This window comes from Rhizobium yanglingense, assembly GCF_977109285.1.
In genome coordinates this window covers 1,060,863-1,079,454 of the sequence record NZ_CDSAWY010000005.1, presented here as the reverse complement: position 1 = coordinate 1,079,454, position 18,592 = coordinate 1,060,863, and the positions used below count along the sequence as shown (strand labels likewise).

The following is an 18,592-nucleotide window of genomic DNA, read 5'->3' as shown; positions in this document are numbered from 1 at the left end:
TTTGCTTATTCCCAGCCGGCCATGCGCTGATAGAGTGCGTAAACCGGATCGGCGACGGTATTGCCTGATGCTGTGGCGTCGACCTCGGGCAGATCCTGCGGCGCGACACCTTCCGCTCGTTGCTCGCCTTCAGCCTCTGCGTCCTGATGCTCGCTGCCTGTGTTGGCCTGCTGCTCGCCCTCGGCGCCACTGCCTTCGTAGTCGCGACGATGCATTTCGCCGTCGCGGCGTTGGGCACCGTCCTTGGCGAACTGGTAAGGATGCTGGGCGTATGGCATCCCATCAATCGGCTTCAGCAAACCTGACTTCTGCACGGCCTCTGCAATATCGGCAGGAAGAACCTGCGGCTGCGCCACGATGTCGTTCTGCTGGCGGATAATCTGTGTGGAATCGGCAACCGGTAACCGCACAGTCACCACCGTCTGCTGCAGCTTCGCAGGGACCGCGGCTTCGGAAATGTCTGACAGCGCCGGCTCTGCCTCGGCTACTATGTCCCCGGCTGGCCCCTCGGTTGTCCCCGGCACCGCTGCTAGATCGTCCAGGAGTGTTGCCGTTTCCTGCTCGCCGATGATTGCAACGATGAGCTCCGAAGCTTCTTCGGTCATCGAGGCAAGAACACCGGTCCAGACTTTCGGAATAACCGGCTCCGAATGATCGGAGCGCACCGCCGGGATCTGAGCTTCAACCTCTATTGGCTCGTCGATCAACTTCGGCGTATCCGCCGAAACCGGATCCTCGGCCTGCACGTCAACCGCATCACGGAATTCGAGAGGGTTGTCCTCTGCGCGCGCAGTCTCTTCAAATACCGCCTCGACGATTTTGACCGGTTGCTCCGCCAATTCGGCAATGAGCACAGCTGGCGCAAGCGGCAACGCTCTCTTGGTTGGCAGGGAGGCCTGAGCTTCCCGTACGGCCGATTGCTGCGCCTTTGCGATTGGCAGCAACTTCTCTTCCTGGATTGCGATGTTTGGCCGTGCTTCCGGGCGCAGAGGCGAAGCATCGTTCTGGCGATAGGAGCGAACGACGGCGCGGGCCGCCAGATCACGATCTTTATAACGGATCGTTTCCAGATAGGCGATCACACGGGCTGCCTCCGGACCGGCCGGATTCTTCAGTGCCTCAGCAATCAACCGCAGCGGCAGAGTATGACCGGCGCCCGCGAGTTGGGTCTCGATCTCGTTGATTCGGGCGGCCGGAAGCTTCTGGATGGCTTCTGCGAGACGCGATGCAAAAGCGAGGTTGCTTTCCAATTCCCGGCGCGGCAGCGGCAGCGCGCGGGAGGCAGCATTGATGGCATCGAGCAGCGCGTCGAACATGCGCTCGCGAGCGGCTGCGAGAAGGATATTGAGCTTGCCGGCAATCGCTGTATTGAGGTCTGTGGCTTCGACTGCCTGGACAGGCGTCGGCGCAACGACTGAACGACCGAGCCCGTTGGCAACGATCACCGCAGTTTGGCCGTGGGAGGAAAGGCTTGCATTTGACGCTGCACGAACCGGAGTCAACATGGCATGCTCCTTTTGTCGCAAAGTGACGATGGAAGCAGATCACAAGTGGACCGCGCTCATCCGGCCCCTCGCATTCTCCCGCAGATCCTCCTGTCCGCATGGCGCTTCATCGCACCGTCGAATGCATAAAAATTAGCGATAATCTTACCGAAGTCTCGTTAATGAAACGCTAACGGCCGGGCGGAGATTAAAATCCCGCCCGGCCGCCGCAGGCTTGTTTTTGGCATTAAGGACTTCAGCTATGGGCGAAGATATCCGCTTCTTCCCAGCCGATCAGATCGAGTTTGGCGCGGGTCGGGAGGAATTCGAAGCAGGCGGTTGCGTGGTCGATGCGGCCGTCGCGGATCAGCCGCTCGGTAAGCTTGTCGCGCAACGCATGCAGATAGAGCACATCGGAGGCGGCATATTCGAGCTGCGCCGGCGACAGGGTCGCCGCTGCCCAATCCGACGACTGCTGCACCTTGGAGATGTCGACGTCGAGCATTTCCTTGAGATTGTCCTTCAGGCCGTGGCGATCCGTATAGGTGCGGCACAGGCGCGATGCGATCTTGGTGCAGAAGACCGGCGCCGTGGTGACGCCGAAGGTGTGGAACAGCACGGCGATATCGAAGCGTCCATAATGGAAGATCTTCTGGCGAGCCGGATCGGCGAACATGGCGACGAGGTTGGGCGCTTCCTTCTGTCCGGCGGCAATGCGGATGACATCGGCGGTGCCGTCGCCCGGCGAAAGCTGCACGACGCAGAGCCGGTCGCGGCGCGGCACGAGGCCGAGCGTTTCCGTATCGATCGCGATCGCGCCTGTATAACGGGCGGCGTCCGGCTCTGAAATATCGCCTTCGTGGTAACGGATGGTGGCGGCCATGGCTGTCTCTTGTCGTTTCACTGTCTCACGTCGCGCTATAGCGCAAAGGCAGCCGTAGCGATACCGCTTTAACGTTCTTCGAGAGTTAGAATGTCGGTGGTGTATTGATCCACAGGAGCACGGTCTCGCCATCGTGACGATTGCGCCAGGAATGATAGCGGCGGCTTTCGAAGTAGAGCGAGTCACCGGGGCCGAGATCGAAGAACTGGTCGGAATCGAGAACGAGTTCGAGGCGGCCGGAAAGCACATGCATGAATTCCTCGCCTTCATGCCGGTAGGCGCCTTCGCTGGCAGCCCCCGGTGCCAGCACGAAACGATGGCAATCCATCATCCGTCTGCCTTCGGCCAGGAGTTGCACCGTAACGCCGGGCGTCGTCTGCGGCCAGGTGCGCCATTCGCCGGAACGGATGATTGCGGTAACGTCTTCGCTCTCCTCGCCGGAAAGGCGCGAGACTGTGGTGCCGTAATATTCCGCGAGATCGTGCAGCGTCTTGAAGCTGACGCCCTGCGACGTGCGCTCCAGCGTCGACAGGGTCGAAGAGGTAACGCCCATATCGCTCGCCACCTGCTCCAGCGTCTTGCCCGCCGCATGGCGAAGACTGCGGAGCCTGCGGCCGATGTCGGAAGTGCTGCTGCTCTCGGCGCTTTCGGCCGATGGTTCCTCGCTTTCCAGTGCCTCGCGGATCGCCGCCGGATTGAGACCGCGCTCGACGCGATACCACGAAATCCGCTTCAGACGGGCGACATCCTCGGCGCTGTATTGCCGATGCCCTGTTTCCGAGCGGCCGGGAACGAGCAGGCCCTGGCTTTCCCAGAGGCGCGCCGTGGAGGCGGAAATGCCTGCCAGCCTTGCCGCTTCGGCCACCTTGTAGCGTACCGGACCGTTGTTGTTCATCAAAGCAATAAATCCCTGATTCCGTTTTTGTTTTAGGCGCTGTGCGCGTCAGAATCTTCTGGCGCGAGCATCCATCAAAAAGCGTGATGTTTGAAGCAAAAAAATGCCGCTTGATTTCCTGCAGGAAAAATGTAGGAATTTTCTAAATGTCTTGCAGAAATTATGCAAGATAATTCCTCGACCCTTTCAAGCGCAGGAGCGCGAGCGCACGATGAACACGATCACCCTTACGGACCGGAAGAATGCCGCAATTTCGCGCGGCGTTGGCATGACCACGCAGATCTATGCCGACCGAGCGGAGAATGCCGAGATCTGGGACAAGGAGGGACGCCGCTACATCGATTTCGCGGCCGGTATCGCAGTGCTCAACACGGGCCACCGTCATCCGCGGGTGATCGCCGCGGTAAAAGATCAACTCGATCACTTCACCCATACCTGCCATCAAGTCGTGCCTTATGAAAGTTACGTGCATCTCGCCGAACGTCTGAACGCGCTGACGCCCGGAAACTTTGCCAAGAAGACAATCTTCGTGACGACGGGCGCCGAGGCCGTCGAAAACGCCGTGAAGATAGCGCGTGCTGCGACCGGCCGATCCGCCGTCATCGCCTTTGGCGGCGGCTTCCATGGCCGCACCTTCATGGGCATGGCGCTGACCGGCAAGGTCGTGCCCTACAAGGTTGGCTTCGGCGCCATGCCGGGCGATGTTTTCCACGTGCCGTTCCCCGTAGAGATGCATGGCGTGTCTCTTGAACAGTCGCTTGCCGCCCTGAAGAAGCTCTTCGCCGCCGATGTCGATCCGCAGCGCGTCGCCGCTATCATCATCGAGCCGGTTCAGGGCGAAGGCGGTTTCTATCCGGCGCCGGTCGCATTCATGAAGGCGCTACGCGAACTTTGCGACCAGCACGGCATTCTGCTGATTGCCGACGAAGTGCAGACGGGCTTTGCACGCACGGGTAAGATGTTTGCGATGGACCACCATGAGGTCGCGCCCGACCTAATGACCATGGCAAAGAGCCTTGCCGGCGGCTTTCCGCTGGCTGCCGTCACCGGTCGCGCGGAAATCATGGATGCACCTGCCCCTGGCGGTCTCGGCGGCACCTATGGCGGCAATCCGCTCGGCATCGCCGCAGCGCATGCCGTGCTCGACGTCATCAAAGATGAGGATCTCTGCAACCGAGCCAACCAGCTCGGCAGCCGCCTGAAGCAACGGTTGGAATCTCTGCGCGAAAAGGTGCCGGAAATTGCCGACATCCGCGGCCCGGGCTTCATGAACGCCGTCGAATTCAACGACAAGACGACAAAGCTGCCGAGCGTGGATTTCGCGAATAAGGTCCGCCTGATCGCGCTTGAGAAGGGTCTCATTCTTTTGACCTGCGGCGTGCACGGAAACGTCATTCGCTTCCTTGCCCCGATCACCATCCAGGACAATATCTTCGTCGAAGCGCTCGATATCCTCGAAGCCTCTATCCTTCAAGCAAGTGCGGGCAAGTAACCGCCCTTCGGAGTAAATGACATGTCATTCACGACTGCACTGACCAAGGCACGTGCCCTTTTCCTCGCCGTTCCTCCGCGACTGCGGATACGTCAACGGCGAATGGACGAGGGGCGAAGCAACGAAAACCTTCGACGTTTTGAACCCGGCCACAGGCGAAGTGCTCGCCTCGCTGCCGGACATGGGTGCTGCCGACACCCGCAAAGCCATCGACGCGGCCTATGCGGCGCAACCTGCATGGGCAGGACGTCCTGCAAGGGAGCGTAGCGCTATCCTGCGCAAGTGGTTCGACCTGATGGTTGCCAATGCCGACGAGCTGGCGTCGATCCTGACGGCGGAGATGGGTAAACCCTTTCCTGAAGCGCGCGGCGAGATCCTTTATGCCGCCGCTTATATCGAATGGTATGCGGAGGAAGCCAAGCGCATCTACGGCGAAACGATTCCCGCTCCTTCCAACGACAAGCGCATGATCGTCATCAAACAGCCGGTCGGTGTCGTCGGCACCATCACGCCCTGGAACTTCCCAGCAGCGATGATCACCCGCAAGATCGCTCCGGCGCTGGCTGTCGGCTGCACGGTTGTTTCGAAACCCGCCGAACAGACCCCGCTCTCGGCGATCGCGCTTGCGGTTCTTGCCGAACAGGCCGGCATTCCGGCTGGCGTTTTCAACGTCATTGTCGGCGAAGACGGTCCGGCGATCGGCAAGGAACTTTGCAGCAACGACAAAGTGCGCAAGATCAGCTTTACCGGTTCGACGGAAGTCGGCCGCATCCTGATGCGCCAGTGCGCCGACCAGATCAAGAAGGTGAGCCTCGAGCTCGGCGGCAACGCACCATTCATCGTCTTTGACGATGCCGATCTCGATGCCGCCGTCGAAGGCGCGATCGCCTCCAAATACCGCAATGCCGGCCAGACTTGCGTTTGCGCCAACCGGCTCTACGTCCAGTCAGGCGTCTACGACGCATTTGCGGCCAAGCTGGCAGCAAAGGTCGAATCCATGTCCGTCGGCGACGGCTTCGAGGCAGGCGTCACGATCGGCCCGCTGATCGACGCGCAGGGCCTTGCGAAGGTCGAAGATCACGTCAGCGACGCGCTTTCCAAGGGCGCCAGGGTTCTGACCGGCGGCAAGCGCATCGAAGGCGCCGGCACCTTCTTCACGCCGACCGTATTGACCGGCGTTGCCCGCGGCATGAAGGTAGCACGTGAAGAAACTTTCGGTCCCGTTGCTCCACTCTTCCGCTTCGATACTGTTGAAGAGGTGATTGAACAGGCGAACGACACCGAATTCGGCCTTGCCGCATATTTCTTCGCCGGCGACCTGAAGAAGGTCTGGAAGGTTGCCGAAGCGCTAGAATATGGCATGGTCGGTATCAATACCGGCCTGATGTCCACGGAGACGGCACCCTTCGGCGGCGTCAAGCAATCCGGACACGGCCGCGAAGGTTCGCGCCATGGCGTCGACGATTATCTCGAAATGAAATACCTCTGCATCGGCAGTCTCTGAGCCAAAAGTAAAAGGGCGCCGTCGGCGACGCCCTTTTACCGCCTGTCAATAGTGCGGCGGACGCGTGATCGCCGGGGCTTCGAGGGATTGCTCCTCAAGGGACAGAAAGCGTTCCGTCAGCCGGTCGAGCTTCGTGCGCATCTGCTCGACGACCTTCCATTGCTCCGCGAGTTGATCGGAAAGCTCGTCGATCGTCTTTGCCTGATGGGCGACCATTTCCTCAAGTTTGGTGATTCGACCCGTCTCGTCGGACATCGGTTTTCTCCCGGCAATTTCTGCCTTTCCAAAGCGGAAATAAGACTTTGCGTCAATGCTTTCGAGGCTCGCAAAAAACGATTTCGAAAGTGAACCGTTTAGTTACTAATAGGGCTTGCCGTCCTTGCCCAGGTGGGATAGGCCCTGTCTAATCAGGGAGGAAATCTGATGGATGTAGGAAACGGCTTTCTTCATCCGGACCGGCTCTTTCCGGCCGATCCGGCAACGCGAACCATCGCGCGCGAGCTTTACGAGGCGGTTCGCGATCTGCCGATTGTCAGCCCGCACGGGCACACCGAACCTTCGTGGTTTGCCGAGGACAAGCCTTTCGAGGATGCGGCTTCGCTGCTTGTCATTCCCGATCACTATCTTTTCCGCATGCTGCACAGTGTCGGCGTCAAGCTCGACGATCTCGGCGTGCCGCGGCTCGACGGCAAGCCGGTCGCAGAGGGCCGGGCGATCTGGCGGGCATTTTCTGCACAGTATCACCTTTTCCGCGGTACGCCTTCCAGTCTCTGGGTCGATCATGCGATGTCGGCCGTGCTTGGCTGCGACGAACCGCTGACGCCGGATAATGCCGATAAGCTTTACGACCACATCAACGCACAATTGGCACTGCCCGAGTTCCGCCCGCGCGCGCTGCACAAGCGTTTCGGTATCGAAACGATTGCGACGACGGAAGGCGCACTCGACCCGCTGACCCATCACCAGAAGATGGCGGCTGAGGGCTGGATCGGCCGCGTGCGGACCACATACCGGCCGGACAGCGTCACCGATCCGGATGCCGTCGGTTTCCGTGCCAATCTCATGCAATTCGGCGAAATCACCGGCACCGACATTACCCGGTGGGATGGCATGGTCGATGCGCACCGCAAGCGCCGCGCCTATTTCCGCCAGTTCGGCGCAACGGCCACGGACCACGGCGTGCCGACGGCCTTTACCGCCGATCTCCCGCTTGCCGACAAGCAGGCGCTGCTCGACAAAGCCCTGAGAGGCCCTCTTTCGGGGGCAGATGCCGAGCTTTTCCGTGGCCTGATGATGACGGAGATGGCCGGCCTCTCGGCCGAAGACGGCATGGTGATGCAAATTCATGCCGGCTCCCGCCGAAACACCGACAGCGGCCTTTTCCAAACGCGCGGTCCGAACATGGGCGCCGACATTCCGACACGCACGGACTGGGTCGGCGGCTTGAACGCTCTGCTGTCGAAATACGGCCATGCGCCCGGTCTCAGGGTTCTGCTCTTCACGCTCGACGAGACGACCTATGCCCGCGAACTGGCGCCGATGGCCGGGCACTGGGAGTGCCTGATGATCGGCCCGCCCTGGTGGTTCCATGACAGCCCGAACGGCATTCGCCGCTATCTAGACCAGGTCGTTGAAACGGCCGGCTTTGCCAATCTCGCCGGCTTCAACGACGATACACGGGCACTGCTTTCAATCCCCGCCCGCCACGACGTCTGGCGCCGCGAGGTCTGCCGCTTCCTGGCGCAGCTCGCAGCCGAGCACCGGATTTCAAAGAAGGATGCCGAGATCGTCGCGCGCGAACTTTCCTATGACAATGCGAAGAAGGCATACAAGCTGTGACGGAGCGATTGCAAATCCTGACGGGCCTCGCGCCGACGGCAAAACTTCCGGCTTATGACCGAAGCAAGCTGAAAAGCGGCATCCTGCATCTCGGCCCGGGTGCCTTTTTCCGCGCGCATTTTGCACCCTTTACCGATGCGGCACTTGCGGCCGCCGGCGGCGACTGGGGCATTGAAGTCGCAAGCCTGCGCACCGCCGATGTCGCGGATCACCTGAACGAGCAGAACGGCCTCTATACGATGCTGATCCGCGATACGTCGGGAACGACCGCGCAGGTGATCGGCCCGATCCTGAAGGCGCATGTCGCAACGCGAGACCCGGCAGGACTGCTTGCCCGCCTGGAAGATCCGGCGATCCGCATCGTCAGCCTGACGGTGACCGAGAAGGCCTATGGTCTGGATACCCTTACCGGCGGCCTCGATCTCAACCATCCCGACATCGCCGCCGATCTTATCCATCCGCATACGCCGCGCGGCGTTGTCGGCTATCTTGTCGAAGGGCTGGCCCGTCGGCGTAAAAAGGGTATTGCGCCCTTCACGCCGCTAAGTTGCGACAATCTGCCGAGCAACGGCGCAGTCCTCAAGCGCCTGGTTCTCGAATTCGCCAGCCGCGTCGATCCTTCGTTGCACGACTGGATCGAACAGACCGTACCCTTTCCCTCCACGATGGTGGACCGCATCACCCCGGCCAGTACCGACGTTACCTATGCCGATGCCGAGCGCCTGACGGGGCGGCAGGATCTCGCGGCGATCGAGACCGAGCCCTTCACGCAATGGGTGATCGAAGACCATTTCGCCAATGGCCGTCCGGCCTGGGAGAAGGCTGGCGTGCTGATGGTCGAGGAAGTCTCGGCCTACGAGAAGATGAAGCTTCGCATGCTGAATGGGGCGCATTCCCTGCTCGCCTATCTCGGATATATAGGTGGCTATGAATACATCCGCGATGTCATGGAAGATCCCGGGTTGGCAGCGCTTGCGCGGCGGCATATGAGCGCGGCAGCTGCGACCCTCGATCCCGTTCCAGGGATCAATCTCGAGCACTATGCGGAAGAGCTCATAGCGCGCTTTGCAAATAAGGCGATCGCGCACCGCACCTATCAGATCGCCATGGACGGGACGCAGAAACTGCCCCAACGCCTCCTGGAGCCGGCAACCGAAGCGCTTGCTCATGGCAGCAAGGCGGAGACTTATGCAATCGCAGTCGCCGCCTGGATGCGCTATGCGCTGGGCGCCGACCGGAACGGCAAAAGTTACGAATTGCGTGATCCGAGAGCTGGTGAAATCGCACATGTCCTTAGAGATGTCCCGCGAAACGGCGCTGCGGTAGCAGCAGCGCTTTTCGGCCTGCCCGGGCTCTTCCCAGCGGCACTGGCGAAAAATGCCGCCTGGACCGAGGACGTGGCGAACAAGCTGGAGATTCTGATCCAGGACAACAGGCTGCCGTTGATTTGAGTGGGGGGCGCCGCGTTACACCGCCCCCTGCGCGCCAGGTCATTTGGCGCTGAGGGCTCCTTAAGCGGGTGATTCACGGCGAAGACGCGCCGTGGCTGGGCTCCTGTCACAAGGACAGGAATAAGGAGAGAGGTTGGGCGCTTGCCAGATCTTGCGGTCGGACCGCCCGCATAGCAAACGCCGATCAAGCCTTGATGCGCTTCATCTCCGGATCATAGAGCGGCTTCAGCGACACCGTGCAGGCAATACGCTCCCTCGCAACGTCCAGTTCATAGATTCCCGACAACATGAAATCCTCGGTCACGCCGTCGGGATTGCGGATGTAGCCGTAGCCGATCGGTTTGCCGATCGTGTAGCCGAAGCCGCCGCTGGAAAGCCAGCCGACACGTTTGCCATTCCGATAAATGGTTTCGCGGCCGAGAAGGACGGTCTCCGGATCGTCCGGCACGACGCAGGCGAGCATCTTTTTCACACCACCTGAAAGCTGGCGCTCGATCGCCTTGCGACCACGGAAGTCGATGTTCTTCTTCGTTTTGACTGCCCAGGCGAGCCCCGCCTCGATTGGTGTATGATCCGGGCCGATATCCGAACCCCAAGCACGATAGCCCTTTTCCAGACGGCAGCTTTCGATGGCACGGTAGCCGGCATTGACAAGACCGAAACCGCTGCCGGCAGCCATCAAGGCATCATAGACCGTCGTTGCATATTCGACAGGGACATGGAGTTCGTAGCCCAATTCGCCGACATAGGTGATCCGCAACGCCCTGACGGGGCAGCCGACGATGCCGATGGTCTTTATCCGGCTGAACGGAAAGGCCGCGTTGGACACATCGCTGGTGGTGACTTTCTCAAGGACATCGCGGGAATTCGGCCCCATCAGGGAAAGAACCGAATAGGACGATGTCACATCGACAAGCTCGGCCCGCATATCTGCCGGAATATTGCGGGCGATCCAATCGAAATCGTGAGTGGCAAAGCCGGTGCCGGTAACGATGTAGAATTCGTTCTCGGCGATGCGGGCGACGGTGACGTCGCATTCGATGCCGCCCTTGTCGTTCAGCATCTGCGTGTAGGTGAGCGATCCGGTGGGCTTGGCGACATCATTCGAGGCGATCCACGAAAGAGCGGCCTCTGCATCCCTCCCCTTCAGAACAAACTTTGCAAAAGATGTTTGATCGAAGATGACAGCCGCTTCGCGCACAGCCTTGTGCTCGCGGCCGACGGCATCGAACCAGTTCTGACGGCCGTAGGTATAGACGTCCTTCGGCTCCTCGTCGGCAAAGAGATCGGCGAACCAGTTCGGCCGCTCCCAGCCGAGCTTTTCGCCGAAGCAGGCGCCCTGAGCCTTGAGGCGATCGTAAAGCGGCGACTTGCGGCAGGGGCGACCACTCGAATGCTCTTCGAAAGGCCAAGCCATCGTATAGTGCTTGCCGTAGGCCTCCAGCGTGCGAGTACGCACCCAGTCGGTATCGAAGTGTTGGCGGCCGAAGCGGCGGATGTCGACCGGCCACAGATCATAAGGCGGCTCACCTTTGGCGACCCACTCGGCGAGCGCCATGCCGGCACCACCGCCGGAGGCTATGCCGAAAGCGTTGAACCCGGCGCCGACGAAGAAATTCCTCAGCTCCGGCGCTTCGCCGAGAATGAAATTGCCATCCGGCGTGAAACTCTCTGGTCCGTTCAGGAGCTGTTTGACCCCCGCCTTCTGCAAGCCTGGAACCCGCTCCAGCGCCTGCTCCATGATCTGCTCGAAGTGATCGAAATTGCTGTCGAGCAGCGTGTAATGGAAACCTTCGGGAATGCCGTTCACCGCCCAGGGGATTGGATTCGGCTCATAGCCGCCCATGACGAGCCCGCCAACTTCTTCCTTGTAGTAGGTCAGGCGATCCGGATCGCGCAGCGTCGGCAGATTGGAAGGCACGCCGAAGGATTCGGTGATGATGTACTGATGCTCGACGGAGGCGAGCGGCACGTTGACGCCGAAACGAGCAGCGAAAGCCCGGGTCCACTGGCCGGCGCAGACGATGACGCGTTCGCATTCGATGCGGCCTTTTTCGGTGATGACGGCGCGGATCTTTCCTTTGTCGATTTCCAGGTCGAGAACTTCCGTATCCTCGAAGATCGAGACGCCGGACATCCGGGCGCCTTTCGCCAGCGCCTGCGTGATGTCGGAAGGATTGGCCTGGCCGTCGGTCGGCAGATAAGCTGCGCCCACAAGGTCGTCGATCGTCATCAGCGGCCAGAGTTCGAAGGCTTCCTGCGGAGTGAGCAATCGCATGTCGAGGCCGAAAGATTGCGCTGTCGTTGCCTGGCGCTTCACCTCGGTCCAACGCTCTTCATTGCAGGCAAGCCGCAATCCACCGTTCATCTTCCAGCCGGTGCCGAGACCGGTTTCGGCTTCAAGTTTTTTGTAAAGATCGACAGAATAGCCAAGCAGCTGGGTGATGTTGGCGCTGGTGCGCAGCTGGCCGACGAGGCCCGCCGCATGGAAGGTGGTGCCGGAGGTGAGCTTCTTGCGCTCAAGCAGCACCGTATCCGTCCAGCCGAGCTTGCCCAAATGATAGGCCGTCGAGCAACCGATGATGCCGCCGCCGATGACCACAGCTTTCGCCGTCTTCGGTAATTCCTTCGCCATATTACTGGTCCTGTTCAAATGCCTTGTAGGCACGCTCGAAGCGCGCGAGGTTTTCGACTGTGTAGGCCTCATAATTGAAATCGATGGTCGAATGGATCTCGGAGACCATGCTCCAAAGCGTTTCGCGGAGCAGAGATGAACATTTCATGGCGCTATAGCGCTGCCAGAGATCCCGCGTCAGCGGCCGGCCGAAATAGGTTTCCAGCATTTGCCGCTCGGCACCTTCCGAAAACTCGTTGTTCGAGGCGAGGCCGCCGAGATCAAAGAGCGGCGTGTTGAAACCCGCGTAGTCCCAATCGATCAGCCAGAGACGCTTGCCGTCATCAAGGAAGTTCCCGGCGAGAAGGTCGTTATGGCCGAAGGCGATATCGAAAGGGCCGGCGGTCTGCTCGAGGAGTTCGGCCTTTTCAAGCAGCGCGGGAAGCATCGGCGCATAGTCGCTTTCCGCTGCAATCAGAGTGGCCGCATAGTCGCGGATGACATGGAAGACCCAGAAAATCATCGCCTGGCCACGGAAATGAAGGGCGATGTCATGATGGCAGGCGCGAACCAGTGGCACGATGCGTGCGAGCATTTGCGCATCCTGGATGTCTTCCGCCGTCAGAGCCCGCGCCTCGATGAAATCGAGGACGAGCACGCCGGGCTCATGATGGATGACCGCAGGCGAAAGTCCGGCAGCGTGGGCTGCCTGGCTCGCTGCAAGCTCGTTCTGGCGACTGATATGATGAACCGGAATATCGGCGCCGAGGCGCACGACGCGGCGCGATATGCGATCGGTTACGAGATAGTTCCGGTTGGTAATGCCGCCGGCAATCGGTGCGATTTCGATCGGGCCTTGCCAGATGCCGAGTGCATGAATCCTATCTTCAGGCGTCACGCTTTCCCCCTCGCAACCCACCTGCAAAGGATGGGCCAGAGCAGGCTTGGCTGTCAAGCAGAGCAGGCTTTATATCGTGGCACCCGAAGCATCGAAAACATGACAGCGGGCGGGGTCGAAGGACGCCGTCACATTCGTGCCGCGCTCAACCTTCTGCTGACCGTCCAGAGCCACCGTCAGGTGCTGGCCGTCCGGCGTCTTCGTATAGAGCATGGTGGCGCCGCCAAGGTTTTCGACCAGGTCGATGTCGACGGTCGCAAGTGCAATGCCGCCATCGGCCACGGACAAGTGTTCCGGACGGATGCCGAAGGTAACCTCCTGACCGGCCGAACCTTTCAAGCGGCGCGGCAGGCGGATTGAATTGCCGCAGACATTGATCGTCGTGTCGCCGTCATTGACGCGCTCGATCTTCGCCTTCAGGAAGTTCATCTTCGGACTGCCGATGAAGCCTGCGACGAAGCGATTTGCCGGATGGTTGTAAAGGTCCAGCGGAGCGCCGACCTGCTCGATGCGGCCCGAATTCAGCACCACGATCTTGTCCGCCATGGTCATGGCTTCGACCTGATCGTGGGTGACATAGATCATCGTGTTGCCGAGATTACGGTGCAGGCGGGAAATTTCGACGCGCATCTGAACACGCAGTTCCGCATCAAGGTTCGACAACGGTTCGTCGAAGAGAAAGATGCGTGGCTCGCGCACGATGGCGCGGCCGATCGCGACGCGCTGGCGCTGACCGCCGGACAAGGCCTTCGGCTTGCGCTCCAGAAGCTTCTCGATCTGCAGGATTTCAGCGGCGCGGCGCACCTTCGGTTCGATCTGGGCCTTCTTGTATCCAGCCGTCTCAAGACCAAAGGCGAGGTTCTTGTAGACCGACATATGCGGATAGAGCGCATAGGACTGGAAGACCATGGCGATGCCGCGCTTGGCAGGCGCCACTTCGTTCATGCGCTCGTTGTCGAGCAGCAGGCCGCCGCCTGAAATCTCCTCGAGGCCGGCGATCATGCGCAACAGCGTGGACTTGCCGCAGCCGGACGGGCCGACGAAGACCACGAACTCGCCGGGATCGATCGTGAGGTCGATGCCATGGATGACATCCAGCGACCCGTAGCGCTTCTCGACCTTCTGAAGAACGACACTTGTTGCCATCTTCTAAACCCTCTCCTGGTCCGTTATCTCGTTTTTGCACGCCAGTCGGCGTATTTGGGGCTGTCGCGCCCGATGGGCAGCGCTATGTCTGCGCCGCTATCGGACGATTGATAGATTGCTGTTACCAGTTCCAGCGCACGCCGCGCATCGGCGCTGGTGACCGGCAGCGGACCATGACCGCTGAGGTAGTCATGAAAGCGGGACATTTGCGTGTTGAACCGCGGCGCAACCGGTCGCCAGTCGCCAACCGCAGCGTCGATCCTTGCCTGCACTTCGTCATTTGCGGCGATGATCTGCCACGGCCCCTTGCCCGGCGCGTAGGGATCGTGGTTGCTTTCGAAGGTAACGTTCTCGAAATGCAGCCGCAGCCGGCTGATCTGCTGCTGCGAACCCAGCGTGCAGGAAAGCGAAACGAAGGCGCCGTTCTGCATCTGAAGGCTGACGGAGGCGCAATCTTCCACCTCGATGTTATTGACGCGAGTGGCAACCCTGCCGAAAACGCGGGCGGCCGGACCTGCGAGATGGAAGAGCATATCGTGCAGGTGCAGCGCATGCGTTACGAGTACGCCGCCGAGTTCAGTCGCCCATTTGCCGCGCCAGGGAACCGCGTAATATTCGGGCTTGCGCAGCCAAAAGGTCTCGACAGCGCCCATGTAGAACTTGCCGGCTATGCCTGCGTCGATGATGTATTTCGCCTTCTGAATGCCATCGCCATAGCGATATTGAAAGATCGGCATCAGAGCGCCCTTGGCACTTTTTTCAGCCTCCACGATCTCATCAACAGCGGCGAGGGAGCCGGTGAGCGGTTTTTCGCAGACGACATGCTTGCCCGCCGCAAGAGCTGCCACGACCTGTTCGCGATGAATGCCGGGTGGCGTGCAGATGTCGATGATGTCGATTTCGTGGTCGCCCAGAAGCTCGCTAAAGGAGGTCGTACGCTTCTCAATTCCAAACTCGTCGCCGACGGCTTTCAGGCGCTCCTCATTGAGATCGCAGATGGCTGCGACCCTGAACTTATCCGGATGCGGCAGGTAGCCCTCGACGATGTGAGAACGCCCGATACCGCAGCCGACGATGGCAACAGTCTTGATGCTCATGTCACTTTCCCATCCGCATCAGCGCTTCATGCCGGTCGTGGCGATGCCTTCGATCAGCAGGCGCTGGAAGAAGAGGAAGAAGAAGAAGACGGGCACGAGCGAGAGCGTCGACATGGCGAATAGGCCGCCCCAATCCGATGCACTGGTCGAGTTCGACGAAGGTTCGCAGACCGAGCTGGATCGTGTACGTGTTCATGTCATTCAGGTAGATCAGCGGACCGAAGAAATCGTCCCAGGTCCAGATGAAGGAGAAGATTGCGGCTGTCGCCAACACTGGAAGCGATAGCGGCAGCATGATCTTCCAATAGATGCGCCAAGCGCTGCAGCCGTCCATCATCGCGGCCTCATCCAGTTCGCGCGGAATGCCGCGGAAAAACTGCACCATGAGGAAGATGAAGAAGGCGTCGCTTGCCAGGAACTTCGGCACCACCAGCGGCAGGATGGTATTGACCCAGCCGAGGTTCAGGAAGAGCACATATTGCGGGATCAGCGTCACGTGATAGGGGATCATCAGCGTGCCGAGCATGATCGCGAACCAGAAGTTCCGGCCAGCAAAGCGCAGGCGCGCAAAGGCGAAGGCAGCGAGGGAACACGCAATGACATTGCCGACCACCGTCAGCACCGAGATCACCAGGGAGTTCCAGAAGAACCGACCGAAGCTGACATCGAGGCCGACCCATCCACGAAGATAGGATGAGAAATCGATGGACGATGGAAAAATCGACGTTGACGTGAAGATTTCGTTTTCCGGCCGCACCGAAGCCGAAACCATCCAAAGCAACGGATAGAGCATCAGGAGCGAGCCGCCGATCAGCAGGGCATGGACCAGGATCGAGCCCGGCAGGCTGCGCTTGTTGACGTCCGAGGGCGGCTGCGGGGCGGTGACAATGGCAGTCATCTCAGTCATCGTAGTGCACCCAGTAACGCGAGGACAGGAACGAGAAGGCGGTGAAGATCGCGATAATGATCACTAGGATCCAGGCAAGCGCCGAGGCATAGCCCATGCGGAAGTTCCCGAAAGCTTCCTGGTAGAGATAAAGCGTATAGAACAGCGTCGAATTGATCGGGCCGCCGGTGCCGCCGGAGATGATGAAGGCGGGCGTGAAGGCCTTGAAGGCGTCGATCGTCTGCACGACGGCGTTGAAGAAGATGACCGGCGTCAGAAGCGGCAGCGTGATCTTGTAGAACTGCCGGAACTTCGAGGCGCCGTCGAGACTGGCGGCTTCGTACATGTCCTGCGGGATCTGACGCAGACCGGCAAGGAAGATGATCATCGGCGAGCCGAACTGCCAGACGCTGAGCGCAACCAGCGTATAGATTGAATAGTTCGGATGCGAAATCCAGCTCGGCCCCTGAATGCCAAATTGTGCAAGTGCCGCATTGACCAAGCCGTCACCGGCAAAAAGCTGGCGCCAGAGGACGGCGATCGCCACGCTCGCGCCGAGCAGCGAGGGCAGATAGAAGATAGCGCGATAGATTGGTAGGCCTTTGATGCCCCGGTTCAACGCCAGCGCAACCATCAGCGCAAAAGCAAGCTTAAAGGGCACGGCCAACATCACGTAGGTCAGTGTGACCGACATCGCCGAGGCGAATTTCGGATCGGCAGTGGCGATGCGCACGTAGTTTGCCGCGCCCACCCAGCCCGGCGACCTCAACATGTCGAAGTCGGTGAAGGATAGGTAGAGCGACATCAGGGCAGGTCCGAACGTCAGCCCGAAGAAGCCCAGAAGCCAGGGCAGCAGGAAGAGATAGCCTGGAGCATTGGCATTCCACAGCCGCCTGAACCGGCTGTCGGCCACCGTTCCCCGATACCGTTCTACCGTCGCTGCCTCTGCAGCCATCGTGCGCATCGCATTATTCATATGGATCAGCCCCGCGCGAGAATGCGCGTAAGTTCGTCCACGAGCTGCTTGGCGCCGTCTGCCGCTGTCAACTGCCCGAAGCCGACCTGCTCAGAGATGTTTCGAAGCGTGAGCTCGCCCTCACCGGCACCCGCGGGCGGCGGTGGCGGCAACTTGCCGGCGAGATCGCCGAGGCCGGAGACGTATTCCAGCGGCACTTTCCCGACAGCGTCGAGCTTGGCTGCCACGACCTCACGCATCGCTGCCGATTCCGGAATGCCGCGTTCAACACCCAGCGCCAGCGCGGCATCCGGGTTCGTGACGAAGAAGTTCACGTAATCGACTGCCTGATCGACCACTTTCGACTGAGCTGAAACCGAGAAGAACATCGAAGGCTTGCGGTAGTGGCCGCCCTTCGAGTCCTTTGTCACTCGCATGTGGTTTGCCAGAGTGAGCTTGTCCTTGTTCATCTGCTGATATGCCACGAATTGGTTCGAGTGCGCGAATCCAGCGGCAGACTTGCCAAGGGTCAGCGTATTGGTCTCGATGTCGTTCTTGTCCAAAGCCTGAATGTCAGGCGGAACGCATGCACCGCTTTCACGGAACTTGTTCCACATATCAAACCATTCGGATGCCTCTTCGACGCCAAAGCCAATCTTCGCATCAGCAGTATAAAGCGCCTTTCCGCGTTGGCGGAGGTAATTTTCGAAAAGCGGCTCCCCACCACTGCCATCGGCCATTCCGAACATGCCTTTACGCTTGCCGGCCTTGGTCAGTTCGGCTGCCATCTTGCCAAACTCTTCCCAGGTCGTTGCCTTTGTCGGAAGATCGATGCCCGCTTCCTCGAACGCGGTCTTGCTCAGCATGGTTGCCGCCGAATTCGCACCCAGACTCACGCCATAAAGATGTCCATCGACGCTGCCGCCCTCGATCTGCGCCTTGTCAAAGTCACCTAGATTGAGCTTCGACGGCATGTAGGAATCGAGAGGCGCAAGTGCGCCGCGGTGTGCGTACTCGACGATGTAACGGTAATCCATCTGGATAACATCGGGGGCATTCTTGCCAGCGACCTGCGTCGCGAGGCGAGGCCAATAATCGCCCCAACCGAGAAACTCGCCGGTTATCGACGTACCCGGATTCTTTGCCTTGTAGAGTTCCGATACCTTGTTGGTGCGATCTGCACGTGGCTGGGATCCCCACCACAGCAGGCGCAGGCGTGTATCCTGCGCAAAGGCACTGGAACCCAGTGCCGAAAGCGAGAGAAGCGTTGCCCCGCCCGCCATGAAATTACGTCTGCTTACGCGTAGTGTCATCTGTTTTTCCTCCTCCCTTGGGGAGCGCCTCCACACGCTCCTTGCTGGTTTCTCTTGCAACAAATAACTAATTGGTTACAAGCTATGGACAAGCATCGGGCCTGTCAAGCGGTGATAATTTCGCGAGGTTCTCCT

General features: G+C 60.0%; 13 protein-coding genes and 2 pseudogenes. 4 read left to right on the top strand and 11 right to left on the bottom strand.

Annotated elements, in window-relative coordinates; all coding sequences use genetic code 11:
• Positions 1–5: 5 nt before the first annotated feature.
• The 3 genes from ACW4PC_RS14865 to ACW4PC_RS14855 form a co-directional block, all read right to left on the bottom strand.
• The gene (locus tag ACW4PC_RS14865; protein ID WP_455874283.1) at positions 6–1,505 is read right to left on the bottom strand and encodes a hypothetical protein; all 1,500 of its coding nucleotides are present in this window, start codon (positions 1,503–1,505) and stop codon (positions 6–8) included.
• 235 nt (positions 1,506–1,740) lie between these two features.
• Positions 1,741–2,367: a ribonuclease D gene (locus ACW4PC_RS14860; RefSeq protein WP_455874282.1), complete on the bottom strand. Its 627-nt coding sequence runs from the start codon at positions 2,365–2,367 to the stop codon at positions 1,741–1,743.
• Positions 2,368–2,452: 85 nt separating this feature from the next.
• A complete protein-coding gene (locus ACW4PC_RS14855; protein WP_455874281.1) occupies positions 2,453–3,262 on the bottom strand; it encodes a MerR family transcriptional regulator in 810 nt (269 codons plus the stop codon).
• A gap of 211 nt (positions 3,263–3,473) precedes the next feature.
• Between ACW4PC_RS14855 and ACW4PC_RS14850 the strand changes: the two genes are divergently transcribed.
• Both ACW4PC_RS14850 and ACW4PC_RS14845 read left to right on the top strand, forming a co-directional pair.
• Complete coding sequence (locus ACW4PC_RS14850) at positions 3,474–4,754, top strand: 4-aminobutyrate--2-oxoglutarate transaminase (protein ID WP_455874280.1); 1,281 nt, start codon at positions 3,474–3,476, stop codon at positions 4,752–4,754.
• 21 nt (positions 4,755–4,775) lie between these two features.
• Positions 4,776–6,258: pseudogene (locus ACW4PC_RS14845) on the top strand (NAD-dependent succinate-semialdehyde dehydrogenase).
• A 45-nt stretch (positions 6,259–6,303) separates the two neighbouring features.
• On the opposite strand, the gene ACW4PC_RS14840 reads toward ACW4PC_RS14845, so the two are convergent.
• Positions 6,304–6,513 carry a SlyX family protein gene (locus tag ACW4PC_RS14840; RefSeq protein WP_039843476.1) on the bottom strand — a complete coding sequence of 70 codons (210 nt, stop codon included), beginning with the start codon at positions 6,511–6,513 and terminating at the stop codon, positions 6,304–6,306.
• Positions 6,514–6,681: 168 nt separating this feature from the next.
• Here ACW4PC_RS14840 and uxaC point away from each other — a divergent pair, with 168 nt between their 5' ends.
• Entirely contained in the window at positions 6,682–8,097 is a 1,416-nt protein-coding gene (uxaC, locus tag ACW4PC_RS14835; RefSeq protein ID WP_455874279.1) for a glucuronate isomerase, read from the top strand.
• Positions 8,094–9,548: a mannitol dehydrogenase family protein gene (locus ACW4PC_RS14830; protein WP_455874278.1), complete on the top strand. Its 1,455-nt coding sequence runs from the start codon at positions 8,094–8,096 to the stop codon at positions 9,546–9,548. Before uxaC ends, ACW4PC_RS14830 begins: the two co-directional genes overlap by 4 nt.
• A 184-nt stretch (positions 9,549–9,732) precedes the next feature.
• Here the strand turns inward: ACW4PC_RS14830 and ACW4PC_RS14825 are convergent, their stop codons facing one another.
• From ACW4PC_RS14825 to ACW4PC_RS14795, 7 genes and pseudogenes are all read right to left on the bottom strand, one after another.
• On the bottom strand, positions 9,733–12,183 hold the full coding sequence (locus tag ACW4PC_RS14825; protein ID WP_455874277.1) for a GcvT family protein: 2,451 nt from the start codon (positions 12,181–12,183) through the stop codon (positions 9,733–9,735).
• Between the two features lies 1 nt (position 12,184).
• Positions 12,185–13,060 carry a phosphotransferase gene (locus tag ACW4PC_RS14820; protein ID WP_455874276.1) on the bottom strand — a complete coding sequence of 292 codons (876 nt, stop codon included), beginning with the start codon at positions 13,058–13,060 and terminating at the stop codon, positions 12,185–12,187.
• 69 nt (positions 13,061–13,129) lie between these two features.
• Entirely contained in the window at positions 13,130–14,206 is a 1,077-nt protein-coding gene (locus tag ACW4PC_RS14815) for an ABC transporter ATP-binding protein (RefSeq protein ID WP_039843471.1), read from the bottom strand.
• Between the two features lie 23 nt (positions 14,207–14,229).
• The gene (locus ACW4PC_RS14810; RefSeq protein ID WP_455874275.1) at positions 14,230–15,303 is read right to left on the bottom strand and encodes a Gfo/Idh/MocA family protein; all 1,074 of its coding nucleotides are present in this window, start codon (positions 15,301–15,303) and stop codon (positions 14,230–14,232) included.
• An 18-nt stretch (positions 15,304–15,321) separates the two neighbouring features.
• Positions 15,322–16,201, bottom strand: a pseudogene (locus tag ACW4PC_RS14805) (carbohydrate ABC transporter permease).
• Position 16,202: 1 nt separating this feature from the next.
• The gene (locus ACW4PC_RS14800; RefSeq protein WP_455874274.1) at positions 16,203–17,165 is read right to left on the bottom strand and encodes a carbohydrate ABC transporter permease; all 963 of its coding nucleotides are present in this window, start codon (positions 17,163–17,165) and stop codon (positions 16,203–16,205) included.
• Positions 17,166–17,170: 5 nt separating this feature from the next.
• Complete coding sequence (locus ACW4PC_RS14795; RefSeq protein ID WP_183925692.1) at positions 17,171–18,457, bottom strand: ABC transporter substrate-binding protein; 1,287 nt, start codon at positions 18,455–18,457, stop codon at positions 17,171–17,173.
• Between the last annotated feature and the right edge of the window lie 135 nt (positions 18,458–18,592).